Origin of the sequence: Phocaeicola dorei (assembly GCF_013009555.1) — a bacterium.
In the GTDB taxonomy this organism is placed as follows: Bacteria; Bacteroidota; Bacteroidia; order Bacteroidales; family Bacteroidaceae; genus Phocaeicola; species Phocaeicola dorei.
On sequence record NZ_CP046176.1, the window covers coordinates 4,277,290 to 4,301,567 of the forward strand.

Annotated in this window: 13 protein-coding genes; 3 read left to right on the forward strand and 10 right to left on the reverse strand. The window is 40.4% G+C overall.

The features are described 5' to 3' along the window. Window positions 1-84: 84 nt before the first annotated feature. The 4 genes from GKD17_RS17760 to GKD17_RS17775 all read right to left on the reverse strand — a co-directional run bounded on the left by GKD17_RS17760 (window position 85) and on the right by GKD17_RS17775 (window position 5,239). Window positions 85-1,071: a FecR family protein gene (locus tag GKD17_RS17760; RefSeq protein WP_007831099.1), complete on the reverse strand. Its 987-nt coding sequence runs from the start codon at window positions 1,069-1,071 to the stop codon at window positions 85-87. A 130-nt stretch (window positions 1,072-1,201) separates the two neighbouring features. After that, window positions 1,202-1,783, reverse strand: a complete 582-nt coding sequence (locus tag GKD17_RS17765; protein ID WP_007831098.1) for an RNA polymerase sigma-70 factor — start codon at window positions 1,781-1,783, stop codon at window positions 1,202-1,204. Window positions 1,784-1,822: 39 nt separating this feature from the next. Beyond that, a complete protein-coding gene (locus GKD17_RS17770; RefSeq protein ID WP_007831097.1) occupies window positions 1,823-3,457 on the reverse strand; it encodes an ABC-F family ATP-binding cassette domain-containing protein in 1,635 nt (544 codons plus the stop codon). Between the two features lie 111 nt (window positions 3,458-3,568). Beyond that, entirely contained in the window at window positions 3,569-5,239 is a 1,671-nt protein-coding gene (locus GKD17_RS17775; protein ID WP_007831096.1) for a putative transporter, read from the reverse strand. A gap of 286 nt (window positions 5,240-5,525) precedes the next feature. Here GKD17_RS17775 and mutA point away from each other — a divergent pair, with 286 nt between their 5' ends. Then, the gene (gene mutA, locus GKD17_RS17780; RefSeq protein WP_007831095.1) at window positions 5,526-7,436 is read left to right on the forward strand and encodes a methylmalonyl-CoA mutase small subunit; all 1,911 of its coding nucleotides are present in this window, start codon (window positions 5,526-5,528) and stop codon (window positions 7,434-7,436) included. Between the two features lie 9 nt (window positions 7,437-7,445). Next, on the forward strand, window positions 7,446-9,596 hold the full coding sequence (scpA, locus tag GKD17_RS17785; protein ID WP_007831094.1) for a methylmalonyl-CoA mutase: 2,151 nt from the start codon (window positions 7,446-7,448) through the stop codon (window positions 9,594-9,596). A 324-nt stretch (window positions 9,597-9,920) separates the two neighbouring features. On the opposite strand, the gene GKD17_RS17790 is transcribed toward scpA, so the two are convergent. From GKD17_RS17790 to GKD17_RS17805, 4 genes are all read right to left on the reverse strand, one after another. After that, window positions 9,921-11,411 carry a RagB/SusD family nutrient uptake outer membrane protein gene (locus tag GKD17_RS17790; protein WP_007831093.1) on the reverse strand — a complete coding sequence of 497 codons (1,491 nt, stop codon included), beginning with the start codon at window positions 11,409-11,411 and terminating at the stop codon, window positions 9,921-9,923. 14 nt (window positions 11,412-11,425) lie between these two features. Further along, window positions 11,426-14,671: a SusC/RagA family TonB-linked outer membrane protein gene (locus GKD17_RS17795; protein WP_007843455.1), complete on the reverse strand. Its 3,246-nt coding sequence runs from the start codon at window positions 14,669-14,671 to the stop codon at window positions 11,426-11,428. A gap of 554 nt (window positions 14,672-15,225) precedes the next feature. Then, window positions 15,226-15,588, reverse strand: coding sequence for a YkvA family protein (locus GKD17_RS17800; RefSeq protein WP_007831089.1), 363 nt, complete (start codon window positions 15,586-15,588; stop codon window positions 15,226-15,228). 144 nt (window positions 15,589-15,732) lie between these two features. After that, the gene (locus tag GKD17_RS17805) at window positions 15,733-18,057 is read right to left on the reverse strand and encodes a TonB-dependent receptor (RefSeq protein WP_007831088.1); all 2,325 of its coding nucleotides are present in this window, start codon (window positions 18,055-18,057) and stop codon (window positions 15,733-15,735) included. A gap of 154 nt (window positions 18,058-18,211) precedes the next feature. Here GKD17_RS17805 and GKD17_RS17810 point away from each other — a divergent pair, with 154 nt between their 5' ends. After that, window positions 18,212-19,708 carry a sensor histidine kinase gene (locus GKD17_RS17810; RefSeq protein WP_007831087.1) on the forward strand — a complete coding sequence of 499 codons (1,497 nt, stop codon included), beginning with the start codon at window positions 18,212-18,214 and terminating at the stop codon, window positions 19,706-19,708. Between the two features lie 116 nt (window positions 19,709-19,824). On the opposite strand, the gene GKD17_RS17815 is transcribed toward GKD17_RS17810, so the two are convergent. Both GKD17_RS17815 and GKD17_RS17820 read right to left on the reverse strand, forming a co-directional pair. Next, on the reverse strand, window positions 19,825-21,018 hold the full coding sequence (locus GKD17_RS17815) for a mechanosensitive ion channel family protein (protein ID WP_007831086.1): 1,194 nt from the start codon (window positions 21,016-21,018) through the stop codon (window positions 19,825-19,827). Between the two features lie 141 nt (window positions 21,019-21,159). Further along, window positions 21,160-24,276 (reverse strand): efflux RND transporter permease subunit, encoded by a 3,117-nt coding sequence (locus GKD17_RS17820; RefSeq protein ID WP_007831085.1) that lies wholly within the window; start codon window positions 24,274-24,276, stop codon window positions 21,160-21,162. Window positions 24,277-24,278: the final 2 nt, after the last annotated feature.

Genomic DNA, 24,278 nt, shown 5'->3' on the forward strand with positions numbered 1-24,278 from the left:
ATGGTGGTGCGTCTTCGACCCTTCATTTTTTTGCAAGGGTTTTACTTCATAGGCATCCGTTGTTTTTCAAAGTTTCACATACTGTTATTTTTTATATAGGTATACCGTTTTCTTTTCAATTCTATAATCCACCCGTCTGGTTTCTTTCAGCAATTCCATCGCCTGGGCTATGGTCAAGTCTTTCCTAAAATGGCAAGTGAAATATTCTTCAACCAGCGAACTATCCATAATCCTGATTTTCACATCATACCGACGTTCTATAACCTTTGCCATTTCTTTCAAGGTCTTGTTGTCGAATCTCAGGTCACCAGTAGTCCAACTATCCACATTTGTCTGCGCCGAACTCCTTATTAACACCAAGCCGTCACTAACGGTGTAATATACCTGGTCATTGGGCGACATCCTTTCCTTACTTCTGTCATCTAAGGTTGACACTTCTACCGAACCTTCTTTCAAAGTAATCCAACTCGGTTCATCCAAGTAGGCTTTTGCATTAAATTTTGTACCCAACACCCTGATATTCAACATCGGCAATTTCACCGTAAACGGACATTTTGGATTATGTGCCACCTCAAAATAGCCCTCTCCTTCCAATGTGACCGTTCTATATTTTTCCGAAAACTTAGCCGGATAAGAAAAACGGCTCTCAGCGTTCAGCCAAACTGTTGTCCCATCACTCAGCAATAAAGAAACCCGTTGGCCTTTCGGAACCACTACCGTATTGTATGCTTCCGGTTCCTCTTTCGTGATATAAAACAAGTTTGTTGCAAAAAGACAAACAGTAACCAACACAGCCGCATACTTCCACCATTCCCCGATGGTGAATCTCTGTACCGGTTTCTCTCTTTTCTCTGCCTGCTTACTCAAGCCAAGCTGTCCGCTCAGTTGCCGATAAGCTTCATCCATACGTCCTTTATCCGAAAAACGCATTTCAGTTTTCAGACCCCAGATTTGCTCCAGCTCAAATAAACGCTGACGGCTATCTTTCTCCTTCAACCACTCTAAAACCTCTTTTTCTTCGGTTGCAGTACAATGCTTATTAATATATCGAATTAAAATATCGTCCTTCATTTACTTTCTTTATTGTCTTTCATTATTAAGACAATTAACCAAGAAAGAACTACGGGGTTAAAAAGAAGAAAAAATGCTTTTTTTTGCATTTTATTTTTTACAGACTCCAGAAAAAGCCTGCATGAAAGTATTAACGAAGCAAAAACAACAGGCAGAACAATACCTCCTTCAAATCCTCTCTCAAGAATTTTGTGGCTTTCTGTACATGTTCTTCCACCGTACGGGATGAAATATGCATAGCCTCCGCTATCTCTTTATAAGTCATCTCTTTAAAATAAGACAATTCGAAAGCCTGACGACATTTAGGAGGTAATTTAGAGATGGAAGCTTCCAACAATTTCCGGATGTCACGCTCAACCACCTCATTCCACAATTCATTGGCATCCGATCCTGCCAGCTGAAAGGCCATGCGTTCTTCCGCCAAACGCACCTCCTCCTCATGCCCCAGCACAACAGCTTGGTGCTTCAGATAATTCAGGCAATTATTCTGTGTACATTTATAGAGGAAAGAATGAATGGCATTAGGTGTCAAGGTAGACTTCTGTTCCCAATACATGACAAAAACACTTTGTACAATATCTTCAGCAATATGTTCAGGCACAAAACGGCAAGCTACAGACATCAGACGAGGATAGAAAAGATTAAAAAGAAGACGAAACTCCGCCTCGTCTCCTTTTTGTACTTTATTTATATCTATAGAAATTGTTTGCATCTCCACCTCCAATCCAAAGTTAACAGATGCAAAGCTAATTTATTTTTCCAACTCCTGCAAACTTTCCATTTTCTTTGTTTCCAGGAACTCATAGATACCACAGAGATGTTCTTTTACCTTTTTATTCCCAAATTCATACACTTTCGTCACTAATCCGTCCAAAAAGTCACGGTCATGAGACACAACAATCAATGTGCCGTCAAAGTCCACCAAAGCTTGTTTCAGGATATCTTTGGTTTTCATATCCAAGTGATTAGTAGGCTCATCTAAAATCAACAGATTCACCGGTTCCAACAATAGTTTGATCATGGCAAGACGAGTACGTTCTCCACCACTGAGCACTTTCACCTTCTTCATGGAAGCTTCGGGGCCGCCAAACATAAATGCACCCAACAAGTCTCGTATTTTATTACGGATCTCCCCTTTCGCCACATCATCTATCGTTTGAAAAACCGTGAGGTTCTCGTCCAATAAAGAGGCTTGATTCTGAGCAAAATAACCAATCTGCACATTGTGTCCCAGCGTTAAAGTCCCTTCATGCTCTATCTCACGCATGATACACTTTACCAAAGTAGACTTACCTTCACCATTCTTGCCCACAAAAGCCACTTTATCCCCTCTCTCGATGGTCAATGAGGCATCCTTGAAAACTACATGGTCACCATAGGTCTTTCCCACCCTGTCCATAATGACCGGGTAATTTCCACTTCGTGGAGAAGGCGGGAATTTCAACCGCAATGCTGAGGTATCTTCTTCGTCCACTTCAACCAATTCTAATTTCTCAAGCATCTTCACACGGCTCTGCACTTGCAAAGTTTTACTATAAGTTCCTTTGAACCGTTCTATGAAATCCTTGGTTTCCTGTATCATCTTCTGCTGTTCCTCATATTGCTTCATCTGTTGCTCGCGTCGTTCTTTACGCAATATCAGATATTGGGAATAGTTCACTTTATAATCATAGATGCGCCCCATCGTCACTTCAATGGTACGGGTTGTGATATTATCTACAAATTTACGGTCGTGGCTGATGACAATTACCGCTTTGGCACTATTGACCAAGAAATCTTCCAACCACTGGATGGATTCAATATCAAGATGGTTAGTGGGCTCATCCAGCAATAATACATCTGGATTCTGGAGCAATAATTTAGCCAACTCAATACGCATACGCCAGCCACCACTGAAATCACTGGTAGGGCGATTGAAGTCCTCACGCATAAAACCAAGTCCCAGCAAAGCCTTTTCCACATCTTCTTCAAAATGGGTAAGATCAATGGAATAAAACTTCTCACTCATGGCAGAAACTTTCTCGATTAACTCCATATATGAATCACTTTCATAATCGGTACGCGTTTCAAGTTCCTTATTTATGGCTTCTATTTCTGCCTCCATAACATGAAGATGCGAGAATGCCTGAGAAGCTTCCTCGAATACAGTACGCCCATCCTCTGTCATCAGATGCTGGGGAAGATAAGCTATCACACAATCCTTAGGAGCCGACACCTTTCCACGACTAGGTTGCCGTACACCAGCCAAAATCTTTAATAAGGTAGACTTACCCGCACCATTTTTCCCCATCAAGGCAATACGGTCTTTCTCATTTATCTGAAAAGATATGTCACTAAACAAGGTGGTACCGCCAAACTCAACGGTCAATCCATCTACTGAAATCATATTTATTCTTTTAATCAGCAAGAGGGTGCGCCAAAAAATGATTCAAGCTACCATTTTTTGACACCCCCTCCTACAAGTTATACTTTATTGTTTTTATACTTTTTGCCAATATCAACTTGCCAATATTAATATCAATAATTGGGCAGTCAGAATACGAAGGAACATGGATACCGGATACACAGTAGAATAACCTACCGCCGGAGCATTATTACCTGCTGTCTGATTAGAATACGCCAATGCGGGGGGATCTGTGTTACTACCTGCAATAAGCCCCATCAACATGAAATAATTCATCTTGTAATGCCAGCGTGCAACCGCTCCCATTATTAATAAAGGTATAACTGTAATGAGGAAACCACAACCCACATACAACAGACCATCTCCATCGACAACCGTATTCACAAAATTCGCACCAGCCTTTATCCCCACACTGGCAAGGAACAAAGCAATACCAATTTCACGCAACATCAAATTGGCACTCATAGTGGTATAAGTCACCAATTTCAATTTATATCCGAAACGACCTATCAAAATAGATACAATCAACGGACCACCGGCCAAACCCAATTTTACCGGAGTAGGAATACCTGGAAATGCAATAGGCAGACTACCAAAGAAAATCCCCAAGAAGATACCCACAAAAATAGTCACGATATTAGGATGATCCAAACGTTTCAATGAGTTACCCATCAAATTGGCAACACGTTCCACCGCATCCTGAGGACCTACCACCATTACACGGTCACCTACCTGCAAGGTTAAGTTACGTGAAGCGAAGATATCCATACCTGAACGGTTGACACGAGTCACATTCACACCATACATACTACTGAAATGAAATTCCCCCAATTGCTTACCATTCATTTTAGGTTGTGTAATCAAAATACGGCGGGATACCATCGGAGTATCCTGCTTTTCCCAATCCACTTCAATTTTAGGACCGATAAAAGCAATAATGGCTTCCGCATCATCCTCTGCACAAACCACAAACAACTGATCACCAAGATGGAAAACAGTATCACGATTAGGAATACTGACATGACCGTTCTGCAAAATACGTGAACAAACAAAATCACGCCCCATGAAGTCTCTGACCTGAAGCAACGTTTTTCCTGCCAATGCCTCATTATGAACTTCCAGGTGCATCATACGAGGAGTCAGATGAGGATTTGCAGCTTCTTCTTTAGCGATATCCTCTTCCTCCTTTTTCAAATTAATCTGGCAAATGTAGCGGATAGCAATAATAGAACCAATGATACCCAGCACTCCCAATGGATAAGCGCACGCATATCCCATCGCTATCTGCGGGCCATTGTAATTCAGCTGGCTCAACGCTTCGTTGGCAGCACCCAGTCCCGGCGTGTTCGTTACTGCACCACAAAGAATACCCACCATCATAGGCAGCTCTATCCGGCCGTTCAAGCCATAATACAAAGCCACAGCCACAGCAATATTCAATGCGACAATCCCCATTGCTACTAGATTCATTGCAATCCCTCCTTTCTTGAAGGAAGAGAAAAAAGAAGGACCTACCTGAAGTCCGATACAGAACACGAACAATATTAGTCCGAAATCCTGTAAAAATGTAAGTATCTGTGTATTCCCCGTTAAACCGAAATGTCCGCAGACAATACCGGTAAACAAAACAAAAGTAACACCTAACGATACTCCGAAAAATTTAATTTTTCCCAGCAACACTCCTACTGCAATCACAAAAGAATAAAGCAGCACGATATGCGCTATTGAGTTTTCATCAAATAATAGATTTTGTAACCAGTCCATGATATAATACTATGTTTTTATAAAATTGCCGCAAAATTAATGAATTCCCCTCACTCAACCCAACAATTTGAAAACTATTATTTCATGATTCTTATTTATTTTGCAATATCCACTTTGCAATAAGAACATCTTTTGCTTTCGTCAGTTAACAAAATGACAGAAACCTCTCTTTCTCCTTTATGAAAATAGCTAAAAAAAGGATTCTATTTAAAAGGTTTTAGTATATTTGCCCATACTATTGAAAAAGTATGTGATATAATTCTTAAATATTAATACCGAATAAACTATGGCAGATAGTAAAGAGAAACTCTTTTCGGACTTCCCAGCCGTTTCTACGGAACAGTGGATGGAAAAGATTACAGCAGACTTGAAAGGCGCTGATTTTGAAAAGAAATTGGTTTGGAGAACCAACGAAGGTTTTAAAGTAAAACCATTTTATCGCCAGGAAGATCTGGAAGGTTTGAAAACAACCGAAGGACTACCCGGAGAATTCCCCTATGTAAGAGGCACGAAGAAAAACGACAATACTTGGTTCGTGCGTCAGGAAATCAAAGTAGAGTGTCCTAAAGAAGCCAATGCTAAAGCACTGGATATTTTGAACAAAGGTGTTGACTCATTGGGATTCTACGTAAAGAAGAAAGATCTCAGTCCTGAATATATCGAAACATTATTGAATGATATCTGTGCGGAATGCATTGAGTTAAACTTCTCCACTTGTCAAGGACATACGGTGGAATTAGCCAAATTGTTGGTTGCTTACTTCCAAAAGAAAGAATACGACCTGACCAAATTGCAAGGCTCCGTCAACTATGACCCTATGGGTAAAATGATGGTAAAAGGCAAAGACCTTAGCAATTTCATCACTACCGCCAAAGAATTGGTAGAAGTACTGGCTCCGCTACCTAAATTCCGTTGTATCTGTGTCAATGCGATAGAACTGAACAATGCCGGATCTTATATTTCACAAGAACTGGGATATGCATTGGCTTGGGGTAACGAATATCTGAGCAAACTGGTAGAAGCAGGAGTTCCTGCTGCACTGGTTGCCAAGAAAATAAAATTCAATTTCGGCATCAGTTCCAACTATTTTCTGGAAATTGCCAAGTTCCGCGCAGCACGTATGTTATGGGCGGACATCGTAAAAGAATATCATCCTCAATGCAACTGCCAACCCGAATGTCCGAACAAAGCGGAAGACGGCACTTGTTTCTGTGCCTGCAAAATGGTGGCACATGCTGAAACATCCACTTTCAACCTGACTTTGTTTGACGCACATGTAAACCTGCTCCGCACTCAAACCGAAGCGATGAGTGCCGCCTTGGCAGGAGTCAACTCCATCACTGTAACCCCGTTTGACAAGACTTACGAAACTCCGGACGACTTCTCTGAACGTATCGCCCGTAACCAACAGTTATTGCTAAAAGAAGAATGTCATTTCAACAAAGTAGTTGACCCCGCCGCGGGTTCTTACTTTATTGAAAATTTAACAATTTCTATTGCCACACAGGCATGGGAGTTATTCTTGAAAGTGGAAGACGAAGGAGGAATGCTGGAAGCAGTCAAAGCAGGAAAAGTACAGGAAGCGATCAACGCAAGCAACAAGGCCCGCCACGACTCCGTTTCAAAACGCAAAGAAATTTTACTGGGTACCAACCAATATCCTAACTTCAATGAAAAAGCAGGCGAAAAGGCTCCTGTAGAAGCCAAATGTTGTTGTGGAGGCAATCATGACAACTGTGAAAAACCGTTTGCCACATTAAACTTCGACCGTGCTGCCAGCCAGTTTGAAGCACTTCGTTTGCAGACAGAGAAATCCGGCAAACGCCCGAAAGCATTTATGCTAACTATCGGTAATCTGGCCATGCGCCAAGCACGTGCCCAATTCTCATGCAACTTCTTGGCTTGTGCCGGTTACGAAGTAATCGACAATTTGGGCTTCCCCACAGTAGAGGCCGGTGTCGAAGCAGCTATGAAAGCCGGTGCAGACATCGTAGTTATCTGTTCCAGCGATGATGAATACGCAGAATATGCTATTCCTGCATTCAAGGCATTAGATGGAAGAGCCATCTTCATTGTTGCAGGTGCTCCTGCTTGTATGGAAGAGCTGAAAGCCGCAGGCATCGAAAACTTTATCCATGTACGTGTTAACGTATTGGACACATTGAAAGAATACAACGCTAAGTTAGGAATTAAGTAAGGAAGAACAATGAAACCGAATTTTAAAAATATAGATATATATGCCGGATTCCAACCTCAGAATGGTATGGAGTGGCAAAAAGAAAACGGCATCACCGCCGACTGGAAAACGCCGGAACACATTAATGTGAAGCCTGTTTACACTAAAGAAGATTTGGAAGGCATGGAGCACTTGAACTATGTAGCAGGTATTCCTCCTTATCTTCGCGGCCCGTACTCCATGATGTACACTTTCCGTCCTTGGACTATCCGCCAGTACGCAGGTTTCTCCACTGCCGAAGAAAGCAACGCATTCTATCGCCGTAATTTGGCATCAGGTCAGAAAGGCTTGTCTGTCGCATTCGACCTTCCGACACACCGCGGCTATGACCCCGACCATGAACGTGTAGTAGGTGACGTAGGTAAGGCAGGTGTGTCTATTTGCTCATTGGAAAATATGAAAGTTTTGTTCGATGGTATTCCTTTGAATAAGATGTCTGTTTCCATGACCATGAACGGTGCCGTACTTCCCATCATGGCATTCTACATCAATGCAGGTTTGGAACAGGGAGCTAAATTGGAAGAAATGGCCGGAACCATCCAGAATGATATCTTAAAAGAGTTTATGGTGCGTAACACATATATTTATCCACCTGCCTTTTCCATGAAGATCATCTCTGACATATTTGAATATACCTCACAAAAAATGCCTAAGTTCAATTCTATCTCCATCTCGGGCTACCACATGCAGGAAGCAGGTGCCACAGCAGATATTGAATTGGCTTATACACTGGCTGACGGTTTGGAATATCTTCGGGCCGGAGTCGCTGCAGGTATAGACATCGACGCATTCGCTCCACGTCTGTCATTCTTCTGGGCTATCGGCATGAATCATTTTATGGAAATTGCCAAAATGCGCGCAGCACGTATGTTGTGGGCCAAAATTGTCAAACAGTTCAACCCGAAGAATCCGAAATCACTGGCATTGCGTACCCATTCCCAGACTTCGGGCTGGTCATTGACAGAGCAAGATCCATTCAACAATGTAGGTCGTACTTGTATTGAAGCTATGGCAGCAGCATTGGGACACACCCAGTCACTGCACACCAACGCGTTGGATGAAGCAATTGCATTGCCCACCGACTTCTCTGCACGTATCGCACGTAATACTCAGATTTATATTCAGGAAGAAACATATGTTTGCAAGAACGTTGACCCATGGGGTGGTTCTTACTATGTAGAATCTTTAACTAACGAATTGGCTCACAAGGCTTGGGAACATATTCAGGAAATTGAAAGCTTGGGCGGTATGGCGAAAGCTATCGAAACCGGAGTACCCAAAATGCGTATTGAAGAAGCTGCGGCACGTACTCAGGCCCGTATCGACTCCGGTGCCCAGACAATTGTCGGCACCAACAGATATCGTTTGGAAAAAGAGGATCCTATCGATATCCTTGAAGTAGACAATACAGCTGTGCGTTTGGAACAAATTGAAAATCTGAAGCGTTTGAAAGAAGGCCGCAATCAAGCAGAAGTAGACAAAGCTTTGGCAGCCATCACCGAATGTGTAAAGACAGGTAAAGGCAATTTGCTGGAACTGGCTGTAGAGGCGGCTCATGTCCGTGCTACCTTGGGCGAGATTTCGGATGCTTGTGAAACAATTGTAGGACGTTATAAAGCAGTAATCAGAACTATATCAGGCGTGTACTCATCAGAAAGTAAAAAGGATACAGACTTCGCAAAAGCTTGCGAACTGACCGAAGAATTTGCAAAGAAGGAAGGCCGCCGTCCGCGTATCATGATTGCCAAGATGGGACAGGACGGACACGACCGTGGTGCAAAAGTAGTTGCAACAGGTTATGCCGACTGTGGTTTCGACGTAGATATGGGACCGTTGTTCCAAACTCCTGCCGAAGCTGCTCGTGACGCAGTGGAAAACGACGTTCATGTAGTAGGTGTTTCTTCATTGGCTGCCGGACATAAGACACTGATCCCGCAGATTATTGAAGAATTAAAGAAATTAGGTCGTGAAGATATTTTAGTTATCGCTGGTGGTGTTATCCCCGCTCAAGACTATGACTTCTTATACAAGGCAGGTGTTGTAGCAATCTTCGGCCCCGGAACTTCTGTTGCCAAAGCAGCTGTTCAGATTATGAACATTTTACTGGACGAAGAGGAATAAACTTTTTCACCTAAATAGTTTATCATTTTAAACAATAGTAAAGAATCTGTTTACACTTATTTTGTGTTTACAGGTTCTTTACTTCATTCAAAACAATGGATTATAGCAATTAGAACAAGTATAAATTAAATCCATTTCTTCTAAATTACTAAAAAAACATCAACAAAATTGATATTAGACAATACAAGTAACACAAAAAGAAAACCAGAAAAGCTATCGGCCTTGTAAAACAAAGGTTATGTTAAGCAAAAAGGTGGTACAAAACTTTCAAGAAAAAGTCTGCCCACCTCCTTTAAGAGAAAATTTATGTGTTAGAGAGAATTATTAATAGTTCTTCGTACAAAGTGAATTAAAGTCTGTTTCAATTTTAGGTATCTCCCACACCCAACCTTGTGCATCTTTATCCTTTTCAAGGAAAGTACAGAAAGCTATATCAAAATTTGATCCACGTTTAATAGACAAATGCAAACGTTTCAAATCATAAAAACGAAAACCTTCACCCCATAATTCCACCCGGCGACTATTCATAATTTCCTCTGCCAAAGCATCACCAGTATTACCTTTCGAGACATAAGAGGGATCGCGGGTTATCTGGAATTTAGTAAACACAGTCTGCGCCTCACTATCTTTTCCTGCACGAGCTAAAGCTTCAGCCTGGGTGAGATACATTTCTGCCAAACGCATAAATGCGACATCACCTACAGCATCGGCTGTAGAACGGGCAGTAAACTTACGGTTTTGATAAGCATTCTTTGCATAACTTGATGACGGAACAGATGCTTCCCCAGTCGGATCCCACCACGCACGCCGTAAGTCTGTTTCAGACATCGTTTCATAAGCATCCACATTTATGCACTTCACTCCCTGACGAATGGCACTGGAGTTAAAGTTCCATGACATATATGCATAATAAGAATAAAAATAAACAGTCTTATCATCGGGAGTCATTGCAGCATACATCGCTTCTTTAGTGTCCGTCGTAATATTGGCAAACCCACAATTCAACTGACTGCCAGTCATCAACTGGTGACCACCTGCTTCAGCTAAAGAAATAGACTTCCCTGCATAAACCGCCGCATTATTATAATCTTGCATGGTCAATGCTACACGTGCCTTCAATCCCCATGCCACCATCTCGCTATAATGATTGACATCATTTACTTTTATTCCACTCAAAAGTATACAAGCCTCATCCAAATCATTATTGATTTTAGCATAAACATCTTCTACGGAATTACGTGCCTGCTCTTCGGCCACAGCTTTTTCACGATAAGGAATTCCATCCTGTGTATTATCCTTGCCGGCTTCATAACGTTTTGCATAAAGCTGGACCAAATTAAAATGAGCCCAAGCACGGATACATAAGGCTTCTCCCTTTATCTGGTCAAACAATTCCTGGCTAGTTATTTCAACTTCCTCCAAACCCGCCAAAATTTTATTGGCATTCAGAATCCATTGATAATAAATCTGCCAGAACTTATAATTATAACCATTCGTTTCATTCATATTGCATTGCCATCCTAAATAGGCCGCCTTCATCCATGTATTTGTCTGCCAATTCATATCATCAGCCTCTGCATCACGTGACATCATAAAACCGGGTTCACCGCCCAAACACTGATATCCACTTTCCTGAGAAACCATCTCTTTATGAATTCCATTCAATGCTATATAAAGATTGTCCAACGAGGTGTTTATTGTCGTCTCTGAAACAGAGGTAGAGGGAATAGTATCCAGATAATCACCGGCACAACCAGATAAGAACATTACTCCAACTGTCGCTAATCCTAATGTTATATTTTTAATTGATCTCATAATTCTTTTATTTTTTAGAATGAAACATTAAGCCCTAACGTGATATTACGGGACGGCATATATTCATTATAAGTTACACCGGAATAATTAGCCATCGGATTCAATCCCTGACGGGCTTTCAACATGAACAGGTTTTCCGCAGTCAGATTCAAACGGGCGCTCTTAAGCATCACTTTGCTCAACCAAGCTTTTGGGAACTGATAGCCAATAGTGACAGATCTTAAATTAAGATAATCCGAACTGGTAAGCCAACGAGTTGAATAAGACTGACCAATATTCGTGGTATGAGCTGCACTATTGTCTATGCGGGGAACCTCAGTAATATCCCCTGCCTGTTTCCATGCTTTTAACAAATCCGGACTTTGTGCATAACCAAATTCAGTCATACTCATCATGGTAGCATAATTAGTATCCAAAACCTGACCGCCCAACTGGTAAGAGAATACAGCAGCCAAATCAAAGTTCTTATAACTTACTCTGACATTAAACCCACCAAACACATCAGGAATAGAAGAACCACTGAAGTCGTATTTAGCATAAGTATACGAATTGGTCAATTCCTTACCATCAATAGTCACTACTGTTTTTTTATACTCATCAAACTGGCTCTGTGTAATGTTTCCATCCCCTGTTCCAATATTCCCTTGATTATATTTACTTACATCAGCCACATATAAACCATCACCGGTCTGAGGGTCTACCCCATGCCATTGACGAAGCCAGAATTCATAAATGGACTTTCCTTCCAACCACTTTTTAGAACCACTGATATATCCATTTTCTTTCATTGTAGCCGGCAGGTTCTTTATCTTATTCTTCACAAAAGTAGCATTGGCCCCAACAGATACACTCCAGTCTTTATTTTTAAATGCATTATAATCCAACTCTATTTCCACTCCTGAATTAGTGACCTTACCAATATTCTGTATAATGGATGTTACTCCGACAGAAGCGGGCTGAGAAACATCAAACAACAAATCCTTGGAATCTTTCTTAAAATATTCAATAGTACCCGTCAAACAGTCAAACAAACCAAATTCAAGAGCAATATCCGTAGATATTTGTGTTTCCCATTTCAATGAGGGATTGGCTATCACCGTGAAGTAGGCTCCAGCTTCTGAACCATTTTTATATCCCAAACCATATAAGGTCTGATAAGGATAATAATCAGGATCACCATCACTATCCAATATATTATCATTACCTGTTTCACCGTAAGAAGCACGTAATTTCAAGTTATTCACCCATTTCACATCCTTCATAAATGCCTCTTCACTAATTCTCCAGCCTGCTCCGAACGACCAGAAATCCCCCCAACGGTTCTCTTTTGCAAAACGCGAGGAACCATCATGGCGATAAGAAAGTGAAGCGTAGTATTTATGAGCATAATCATAATTGATACGGCCAAAGTAACCTTCCTTTTTATAGGTATTTGTATAGGAGCTAAGTGAACTGATATTTACGAAATTACCAAATTCATACATACCCGAAACTGTTTCCTGAGTCTTCATACCATATAAATACTCATACTTATAAGAATAGTTTTCATGTCCTAAAAGAACGTCAAAGTTATGATTTCCGATAGACTTGTTATAAGTTATCAATTGATTAAAGGTCTGAGTCAGCGTCCGGGTAGACATCTGGTTCAAACGGCCCGGTCCTGCAGTACCATCGCCCACATAAGGATTTTCATAGACTTTACGACGATAATCAATATTATTGATAGAGTAATTGGCTGTAAGGTTCAACCCTTCAACCGGAGTCAAAGTGAGATAAGTATGTCCAGTCTGATTAACACGCACTAGTTCACGTTGATTGAACTCTGTTTCAGCTATCGCATCACGTCCATTATTCGACAAGCGAGTTCCTTCATAATCATAAATATATTCACCCGGATCAGTAGTTGCCTTACCATTAGCATCCAAATAAGCACCGGTTTCCAAATCATGTTTATGAACGGGATATATAGGAGCCATGGTACGAATAAAACGTGTAAGGTTACTATATGAACTCGAATTTCCCGAATCTGAAGTTGAATAATTGGATACCGTACGAGTTACTCCCAAATTCAAACCAGTCTTGAACCATTTAGTAGGGTACACATTATAATTCAAACGACCAGAATAACGTTCAAAGTCAGTCTTAATCATATAACCATCGTCATTTAAATAACCAACAGAAGCATAAGTATCACTTTTTTCTGTTTTTGTATTATAACTCAAATTATATTCCTGACGATAGCCGGTCTTGAAAGCTGCATCTTCCCAATCCAAATCATCTCCCCACTTCAATGCATCGGCTGAAGAATTCAGCTTTCCATCAGTTCCGACAATGGCATCATCTGCGACACCAACAAAAGGATTATATTTCAACGTACTTCCAATTTTAGATGTTGCCAATGAGGCCGCCGTTGCGACATCTTTACCAGATGTAATATAGGAATTCTTCAACATCTCCCATTGTAAAGGATAGTAATCATAAATTCCCACCTTTTTATAATCTTTATAAGCCCTGTTTGACCATCCTTGGTTAATAGTCAAGTTTACTCCTGTTCCACCTGACTCTTTACCTTTTTTAGTAGTAATCAAGATAACACCATTACCCGCACTTGAACCATACAAAGAAGTAGATGCCGCATCTTTCAATATAGTCATAGACTCAATATCTGCAGGATTAATATCACCTATGCTACCATTATATATAGTTCCGTCCACTACATATAAAGGAGCATTGGATGCATTGACTGAGCCAAACCCACGAATACGGATAGAAGAAGATTCACCAGGTTGTCCGGTGGCAGCAGTCACCTGAACTCCGGAAGCATTCCCTTCCAATGCAGCTGTAACATTAGTGATAGCACGTTTCTCTATGGATTTGGCCCCTACTGTGGAAGCAGCTCCGGTAAAAGATGATTTTTTCTGTGTACCATAAGCTACTACAACGACCTCATCAATCAATTCTGTATCACTTTGCATCACTACTCTTTGCTCACCACCCTTTATAGCCAATTCTTGTGTTTTCATACCGACAAACGATATTACCAAAGATTTTGCATTGACCGGAACATTGTTTATACTATACCGGCCATTCATATCGGTAATAGTTCCAAGGGTAGTACCTTTCACAAGAACCGAAGCTCCGACAATCGGCTCATTGTCTTCTGCCGAAACTACAACTCCAGTAATTCGGGATACCTGAGCCATTGCCATACCTGTCCATAGGAATAGACAAGTCAACGTAAACAAAACTCTCTTTTTCATAAAAAAACTTTTTAATTTAACGTTCATAAATGCTAAGTTCTCTTAGAACTTAGATAAAAACGTTCAAAAAGAGTTGTTTTGCTGAGTTTGGCAAGCAAAAAGTAAATCCTGTTAGAATAAAATTATTTATTATCCAACATTTTAGCTGCGATATCCTTGGTATTTAATATATTTTCATATCTTTGCAGCAATATTTAATATAAAGTTCTAAGAGAACTTAGGTCATGTTAAACATTGAACTATAAGGTATTGACAATACTCAAAACATATTGTAACACTTTTACATACATCACATATTCTCAGACAAAATGATTTCATTCCAAATATATTGCTTTATTTCCATCCGGAACGTAAGAACAGACAGTTTCTATAATTCTTTCCGTACCAGTTAAAAATCATAGATGCATAATATATGAAACAAAATGAAGTTCCTTGGGGTAGAATTACAATCTACCTTTGTCTACAATCAGCAAGGGCCACGCCGAAAGTCGACGAAGCCCATTCCTAAAATACTCCATTTACCCATCCTTACTCCCCAAAGATAAGTACAATATTTATTCTTCTATCAATTCGTACTTTCCTTCCGGAAACCAGCGTTCCAGTACATTATCCACTTCTGATTCAATCTCAGGAGTCACATAGCGGCACACCTTTTTATAAGCATAAACCAAAGATACCGCTTCATCAATCCAGCCGATAATTGGTAACCGCTTAGCCGAAATCAAATCAATCGGCAATACCAAATACGAAAGTGCCGCCACAATCAACATTTTATCCGAAGAGGGAGTTTCGGGGCTTCGCAATACATAATATAATAGAAGTACAGGACGAGCAGTCGTTCTACTGGTGGCCTTTACGTAATCCGTAATTTTCTCCCACAGGAGCTCATAATCAATCAAGTTTTTTTTCATTTTCATATATGATTTTGTTAAGGGTAATATATCTATTATTTCGATAAATTTATGAACTTAACTTCGTAAGCCAAGCAACTTATGTTCGTGAGCCAAGTTACTTAACTTACTTGCCCCATGAACTTAAGTTCATTAAAATGATTATCTTGTTTATTTTCCGGTACTCATCACTCCGGAATCGTTATCACTATTATTCACCCTCCGTTGGCCTGCTTTAAACTTACGGCCAAACGAGAAATTATAAGAAACACTTGCCAAAAACATTTGCGAGCTCTCCTTCACATAATTCGTTTTTTTATAAGAAGCATATTTATTCCAGTTCTCAGTCTGCTGTTTATAATTATCCGTAAACGGATTAAAAGCTCCCAACCCTACACGCAAATTCTTGTGCGTGTAATACATCACCAATACCTGAATATTCTCCCCCCCTGACAAGGTTTCCCCCCAGAAATTATTCCAATTAGTATTCATCTGCCAGTAAAGAGAGAACTGCTTGTAATTAAAGGATGCTTCAGCATTACAATACCAGTTTGTATAAGTATGAGAATATGTATTACCATGACTCATATAATGGTTTACTCCACCGGTAAACGAGAACTGTAGCATATCCTTAATAGGGCCAACACGCAAAGTCAGACGCCCTGATAATTTCTGCCAATCCTTTTGATTGTCCCATGTCTGTACAATCTTGTCACCGTCCTGATACTTCTCGTCCATAATGGCATTCGGCTGATAATCATACGCCCCCCAAAGATTAGAATAAAATATACCTTTCTGCCATTCGTATGTCAACTCTGTGTGATAACGCAAATAGGCTTTCAAGTTCGGATTGCCTCGTCTGATTTGCAACGAATCCACAATCTGTTCTACTGCACTTAAATCCCCCAATGACGGAGAAGCATTACTGATATCGGATTTCCAACGGACGAATGAATTTCCCGGCAACGTATAATGCAGTACCAAACGAGGATTAAAACTATAATTCTCATACGAATCATCACCACTTTGTTTGTAATAAGAACGAGTAACACCTACACCCAATCTGTAGTCCAATTTATTTACCTTTCCTCTATATTCCCCATAAACATATGTATCCCCTTGATTCATATCCGTTTCATAATAATGACCGTTACGGTATGCATTATTGGCGAAAGACTGGGTATGGCGCAACCCGAAACTCAACGAATTTCCTTTAGAAAATTGCTTCTCATAAACAGCCTCCCCAATTAGAGAATATTTATCTCCTAATACATTATTATTAATATCAGTCAACAACTCATCCTGCAAGCTTTCTTGATACAAACGGCGTGATTTTTCCCTATTATAAGTACCTACCACATTGAATACCAAAAGTTGCTTATTTTTCAATCCCTGTTGATAATAAAGATCCAACGAAGGACGAGACCAACTTTTTTTAGTACGGTCTATCATATCCACCTTATCATCAGAATCGGCAACATTAGTCAATACTCCTTGATAATCCCAATGAGGCTGGCTATTACTTCTCAAACGAAAAGTAGCACTGAACAATGAATTTTCAGTCTGCTGTAAATTATAATTCATACTTAAATTATTCATAAACACAGATCCGTGCCCCGGTTCACCTTCTTCTATACGATGTAATGTTGTTCCGTCCGCCAAATGGAATTCCTCTTCATTATCCCGATACATACCATAGAAATCGCGAGGTCCCATGTAATACGAAACACCAAACTCAGACTTCTTATGGTTCACTTTTCCAAAAACATTATATTCTCCCCACATGGCATTCATCCCCTGAGACAAATCCACTCCAAAGTTTCCCCCCGTTTCCGGACGACGGACAATATAATCAAGCACTACCTCAGCATTACCATAACGCAAACCAGGGTTGTCATGATACTCTATACGAATAATGTCTGATGGCTGTAATGCCTTAATCTCTTCAACTTCTGCTTTCGCTCCATTGATACGAAGCTGAAGTTCTCCTCCCCCTAACACTCCTATCTCATTATTCATGGGATTTATCTGAATACGGGGAAGCATCATCTGTTGCAACAGATTGACTCCATTTGTTGAAATCTTCATTTGCCGTTCAGAAGGAAAAATCAACTTACGATCCGAATGACTGATTTGTCCGGAAGCACTAACTGTTACACCTTCCATAGCCACAGCATCATCTTCCAATAAAATTTCCCTTAAATTTATATTCTGTTTAATTCCGTTTAATACAATAAATTGCGTACGATACCCCACACAGGATAATGCCAATAAATAATCGCCTGCATAGACCTTATTCAGTAAGAAATCGCCTTTGCTATTCGTAATAGTTCCTCCAACAAAAACCGAATCTGCTGTTTGTAAAACTACATTAACATATTCTGCAGCCTTTTTACTTGTCGCGTCTTTCACAGTGCCCTTTATAATTATTTGTTGGGCAAAAACTCCTTGTACCATACTGGCTACCAGTATGACTATCATTACTATTTTTCTCATTTTAAATATTATGATTTTATTCTTTTTACAAGATGGCCTGTCCTGCTTAAAAGTTATTGTTTTACAGTTTAGACGCTAGAAGATGAAAAAAAGTTGCACTTCCCGAACTTTTTGCTTAAAAAAAGGTTATATTTGCAGAAAACCTGTTTCAATAATGAAAAAAATTCTTCTAACATTAGCACTTGCCTTTTGTTGTGTTGCAGGGCAAGGACAAACTACAGCCATACCGGCAGGTGTCAATATTCAAGAGTTAAATACAAAGTGGGCAAAATTCACTCAGTATGCCGAACAAAAGCAAATAAATAAAGCGGTAGAAGAGGGAATACGGGTAAGTACGCTCTTTACTCAAAACAGACAATATAAAGAAGCCTTTGCCACTTGCCGACAAATGGACGCACTGATTTATTATAGTGAGCAAGAAAAAAAATCACCTGAGTACAAATTGCGTTTCATGGTGGGTAAAGAACGCCTGCGTATGTATACGAATCTAAAAAATACAGAACAATGCAAGATACTATTGAAACAACTTCACTCCTATACAGACCTATTAAAATCAGACTCTTTACAAGAAGAACTTCTAATGACGGAAGCCAATTATTATCAAACTTTCGGTATGACAGACAAAAGCTTGGAATGTTACAACATCTTATTCCAAAAGCGCTCTACCGGTAAAGATGAAAAAGGAATAGACCAATGCTATAAAGACATGTTGGGATATGCCGAACAGAATAATAATGCCCCATTGGCTATTGCAATGAGAAAACTTTATACTTCATGGCAAGATTCCATAAAAGCAGTAAAAACAGCCAATGAGCTAAACACACTACAACAAAAATATGAAACCAGTCAAAAAATTTTGCAGGAAAAAGAAGACAAGATTACCACAAATCTAATTATTATCATTGCATTATGTGTGTTATCTGCCATATTAGCTGCCGGATTATTATTTTTAGCTACCTTGTTATTTAAACATATCCGCCAAGTAAAGAAATTGAAACATAGCCTACAGATAGCGAATGAAAACAATGAGCAGAAGTCTAAGTTTATCGGTAATATCAGCGCCCAAATTGAACCAAGTCTGAATACAATAGATGAAGCAACAAAGGGAACAATATCTACCCCAATATTACATGAAAACATCAAGGCACTGAAAGAACTAATGACAGCTATCCAGACGTATATTTCATTGGAAGAAACACGTGAAGAACATTATCCGCTAAAGGAACTGAACATAAATACATTATGTGAAAGTATTATGGAAAAAGCGAAAATAAACTTCAAGTCCGGAGTAGAAGCAGTGGTAAACGTCCCACGTGTAAATATTAAGACAAATGCAGAAGAATTGGAACGCATATTAAACCATTTATTGAACAATGCAGCAGAATATACGAAAAGCGGTAAGATTTCACTGGAATTCAAAAAACGAAGCGCTCATACACATCAATTCATACTAACTGATACGGGAACGGGAATTCCGGTTGAAGCGCGTGAAAGACTGTTCAAGCCATTTGCAAAAATACGCGATTTAACACAAGGGAACGGACTAGGGTTGCCTACCTGCAGCCTTATCGCTTATAAATTAAATGGCACACTGACTTTGGACACTGATTATAAAAAAGGGACCCGGTTTATACTGGAACTTCATGTATAATAGTGTACATTCTCACATATTAACATGGATTATTCATTCTGACAATCAATAAATTTGATTTAATCCGTGTTAATATGTAATGATTTCCTGTATCTCTCCGTTAGTGAGATTATAAATTAATGAGAAGAAAGAGACAACACATCCAATCCTGAAGGGCTTTGGAATACCCTTAATCCGAATTCGGGAAGCACAGCCAACAAATGGTCAAAGACCTCTGCTTGCAAGCGTTCGTATGGAATCCAGTCTTTATTGGCAGAGAAGAAATAAAGTTCTATGGGCAATCCTTGCGGCGTAGGTTGTAATTGACGCACCATCAAAATCAATTCTGTATTCACCCGAGGATTATGACGCAAATAATATTCCAGATAGTGACGAAACACATAAAGATTCACTTCCTCCTTTCCCGTTTTTTCAAAGTCTGACATCCAAGCTTGTTTTTCAAATGTCTTCATTTGCTCCAGTGTACAGAAATGGACTGTATTCATATCTATATTAATAGAACGCTTCACCCTACGTCCACCACTTTCCCGCATACCACGCCAGTTCTGAAACGAATCACTGACCAATGCATAAGGAGGAACTGTGGTTATAGTATTATCCCAATTGCGTACTTTTACAGTGGTAAGGGTCACTTCTATTACTGTACCGTCAGCTCCATATTTCGGCATAGTAATCCAATCTCCCGGTCGAAGCATATCATTGGCAGAAAGCTGGACTCCGGCAACCAATCCCATAATCGTATCTTTGAAAACCAACATCAAAATAGCAGCAGAAGCACCCAATCCTGTAAGAATGTTCACAGGATCTTTATCTATCAATGTACTGACTATAATAATTACCCCTACACAAATCACAATCAGTTTTATCATCTGATATACTCCTTTCAGAGGATGATTTTTCAGCTTCTCATGTTCACTTGAAATGGTATAGAGAGAGGTCAAAAAAGAACAGATCAATTTCATGGCTACAGCCGTGATGTAAACCCAGCATAGCTTCAGTATGAATGTCAAAGTCACAGGCTCATGTGGAAAAGCAAAAGGAAGTAATACATACAATATTATAGGTGGAATAAGATGACACATATTATCCAGTACAGCATCATTGAATAAATAATCATCCCAAGTAGCCTGTGTTCTTGCTGTCAGTTTTTTTATAGTAGGAACTATTATTTTTCTACAAAAGTAATCTGCCACAAAAGCAATGATCAGAATCCCTGCTATCATGACAATACGCTGAGTGATGCCCAGACTTTCCTGATGCACCCCCATCTGTTGCAATAAGTTAGTAAGATCGTTGTTTATTGTATCCATATTTTATACGTTTGCTGCAAAGATAATAAATTCACCACAGACTATATATATCAACTCAGATTATTTATATTGACAATCAGCAATTTATATTCAATCTGTGTTAATTTGTATAATCTGTGGTGAAATATGAAAAGGAAACATTCACTGTTTCTTTGTCAACCATTTCTCTTGAATATTCTGCATCACTTCATACCAATTAGGAATATAAACGGTAGCAAAAATCGTATTCACGGCCATACCAAATACTACTGCCGCACCTAGTGCCACACGGCTTCCGGCACCAGCGCCTGTTGCAAACAGCAACGGCATCACACCTAATACAAAAGTAAATGAAGTCATCAGAATAGGACGCAAACGCACATGCCCCGCCTCATAAGCCGCCTCACGGATAGGATTGCCGGCCTTACGGTAATCACGGGCGAACTCCACAATTAAAATACCATTTTTCGCCGATAAGGCTATCAACAGAATAATACCGATTTGTGTATAAATGCTGACTGGAACTCCCATCACCCAACAACCGAGCATCGCTCCCAAAATAGCTACCGGTAATCCCATTACGGCAGCCACCGGGCTTGTCCAACTTTCATACTGAGCTGCCAATACTAAATAAGCTACCAACAAAGCCATGATTAAAATAATAGTAGTAGTATTACCAGCCTGAGTTTCTTGATAAGCAACAGAAGTCCACTCATATCCAAACTCTCCTCCTAGCTGATTTTTTATCAAACTCCCCACAGCCTCTATCGCCTGACCGGAACTACTCCCCGCAGCCGGAGTAATAGTGATAGAAGCTGCCGAATACATATTATATCGGTTTATCTGATCCATTCCCAGTTTTTGCTCTATTTGTGTAAAACTACTGAAAGGAACCATCTCTCCTTTCGAATTGACCACACTCAGTTTCAACACATCATCAATCACCTTTTGGGCCTGTTCACCAGCCTCCAATTTTACCTGGTAGATACGGCCGAATTCTACAAAATCATTTACATAAGCCTGCCCCATATAATACCCTAATGTAGAGAAAACCTGATTCAACTGCAAGCCCATTAACTGAACTTTATCACGGTCTATATTCAAAAAATACTGAGGTACATCCGCTTGATACATACTGCTTATAGAAGCAATAGCCGGCTCATTGTGATAATTAGCCAATAACGCCTCAACCGCCTTTTGCAGTTCTTCTGCACCCAAAGACTTGCGATCTTCCAGTTCGAGTTGTAAACCACCTGTATTACCCATACCAGGGATAGCAGGAGGAATAATACCAAAGACTTGGGCTTCCTGTATCATGGCATATGCCTGTTCATTAAAACGATTAACCACCGCTTGAGCGGTATGCTCCTTACCCGCACGCTCTTTCCAATTCTTCAGCACCACAAAATAGGTAGCCGCATTAGGCAACTGACCACCTCCCATGATACTGAATCCGTTTACTCCCAAATAAGTCTTCACTTCGGGATACTCTGACAAAATAGCATCAATCTGCTTACCCACCATTTGTGTACGTTCTAAAGAAGAGGCAGCCGGAAGCTGAATGGCAATCATAAAATATCCGTCATCTTCTTCGGGAATAAAGGTGCTGGGCCATTTTACAAACATCAGAATAGCAATGACTGATATTACGATATAAGAACCGATAGCAATAACCGGACGTGCCAACAACCATTTTACTGAAGCGTCATAAACCCGCTGCATCCAGTCATTCATACTATCAAACCAACGGAACAAACGCGCTTTATGCATCGGAGTAGGACGGAGCAACAGAGCACAAACAGCCGGAGTCAATGTCAATGAATTGAAACCACTTATAACCGTAGAAGCCGCAATAGTCAATGCAAACTGTTTATAAAGCTGCCCGGAAATTCCACTAATCAGTGTAGTAGGGATAAAAACGGCAAGCAGTACCAGCACCACTCCGACAATAGGTCCGGTAATCTCTCCCATAGCCTGCTCGGTGGCCGCCCGGGCGTCCAGCTTCCCTTCATCTAGAATACGGGTGGCATTTTCAGTCACCACAATGGCATCATCCACTACAATAGCTATAGCCAATATCAAGCCGAACAGTGTCAATGTATTGATAGAAAAGCCTAAAGCAGCCATTACCGCCAGTGTTCCGATAAGAGAAACAGGGATAGTAAGACATGGAATAAGAACTGCCCGCCAGCTTTGCAGGAAAAAAAAGATAACCAGCACCACTAGAACAATCGCCTCCACGAAAGTCTTCATCACTTCATCAATAGAGTCATGAACCACATCTGTAGTGTCCAATGTTACATTATACTTCACCCCTGCCGGAAATGTTTCAGCCAATTCCGCCATGCGTGCACGAACTCCTTTAGACACATCCAATGAGTTACTCCCCGGTAACTGATAGACAGCAATACCTGCTGTAGGTTGTCCCTTCAATTTGGAAACAACTCCATACTCGGCACTTCCCAACTCAATTTTGGCAACATCTCTCAGACGAAGTACCTTCCCCTGGTCTTCCACTCTCAATATGATGTCCCCAAACTCTTCAGAAGTAGAAAGCCGTCCCTTCACATTCAGCGTATATTGAAAATCATTATTGGCCGAACTACCGATAGGCTGTCCCACATAACCGGCTGAAACCTCCATGTTCTGACTTTGAATAGCAGAGTAAACTTGCTGCGGAGTAATATTGCGGATACGCATTGTTTCAGGATTCAGCCATACACGCATGGAATAGTCTCCGGCTCCCATCACATTCACCGCTCCTACTCCCGGCACACGTGTCAACTGGTCTACCAGATTCAAATTGGCATAATTGGTCAGATAAAGGCCATCATAAATACTATCACCACTCAGTGTAAGCATCATCACAATATTGGATGACTGCTTCTGCACCGTCACTCCCTGTACTTTCACAGCTTCAGGCAAAGAATTCAACGCTACACTAACTCGGTTTTGTACCATTACAGTTGCCATATCAATATCCGTTCCCACTTCGAAAGTCACAGTCAGCGAATAAGCACCCGATGCGGAGGAATTGGAGCTCATATACAACATTCCATCCACACCGTTTACCTGCTGTTCAATGGGGATACCGACAGTTTGAGCTACAGTTTCAGCATTGGCACCCGGATATACCGCACTGACTTGCACGGTAGGCGGCGTAATATCGGGATATTGCGCCACGGGCAATATATTCAGAGTTACAAGTCCGGCCACCACGAATAACAAAGCCAGCACCGTGGCAAATATAGGCCGTTCTATGAAAAATTTTGAAAACATAA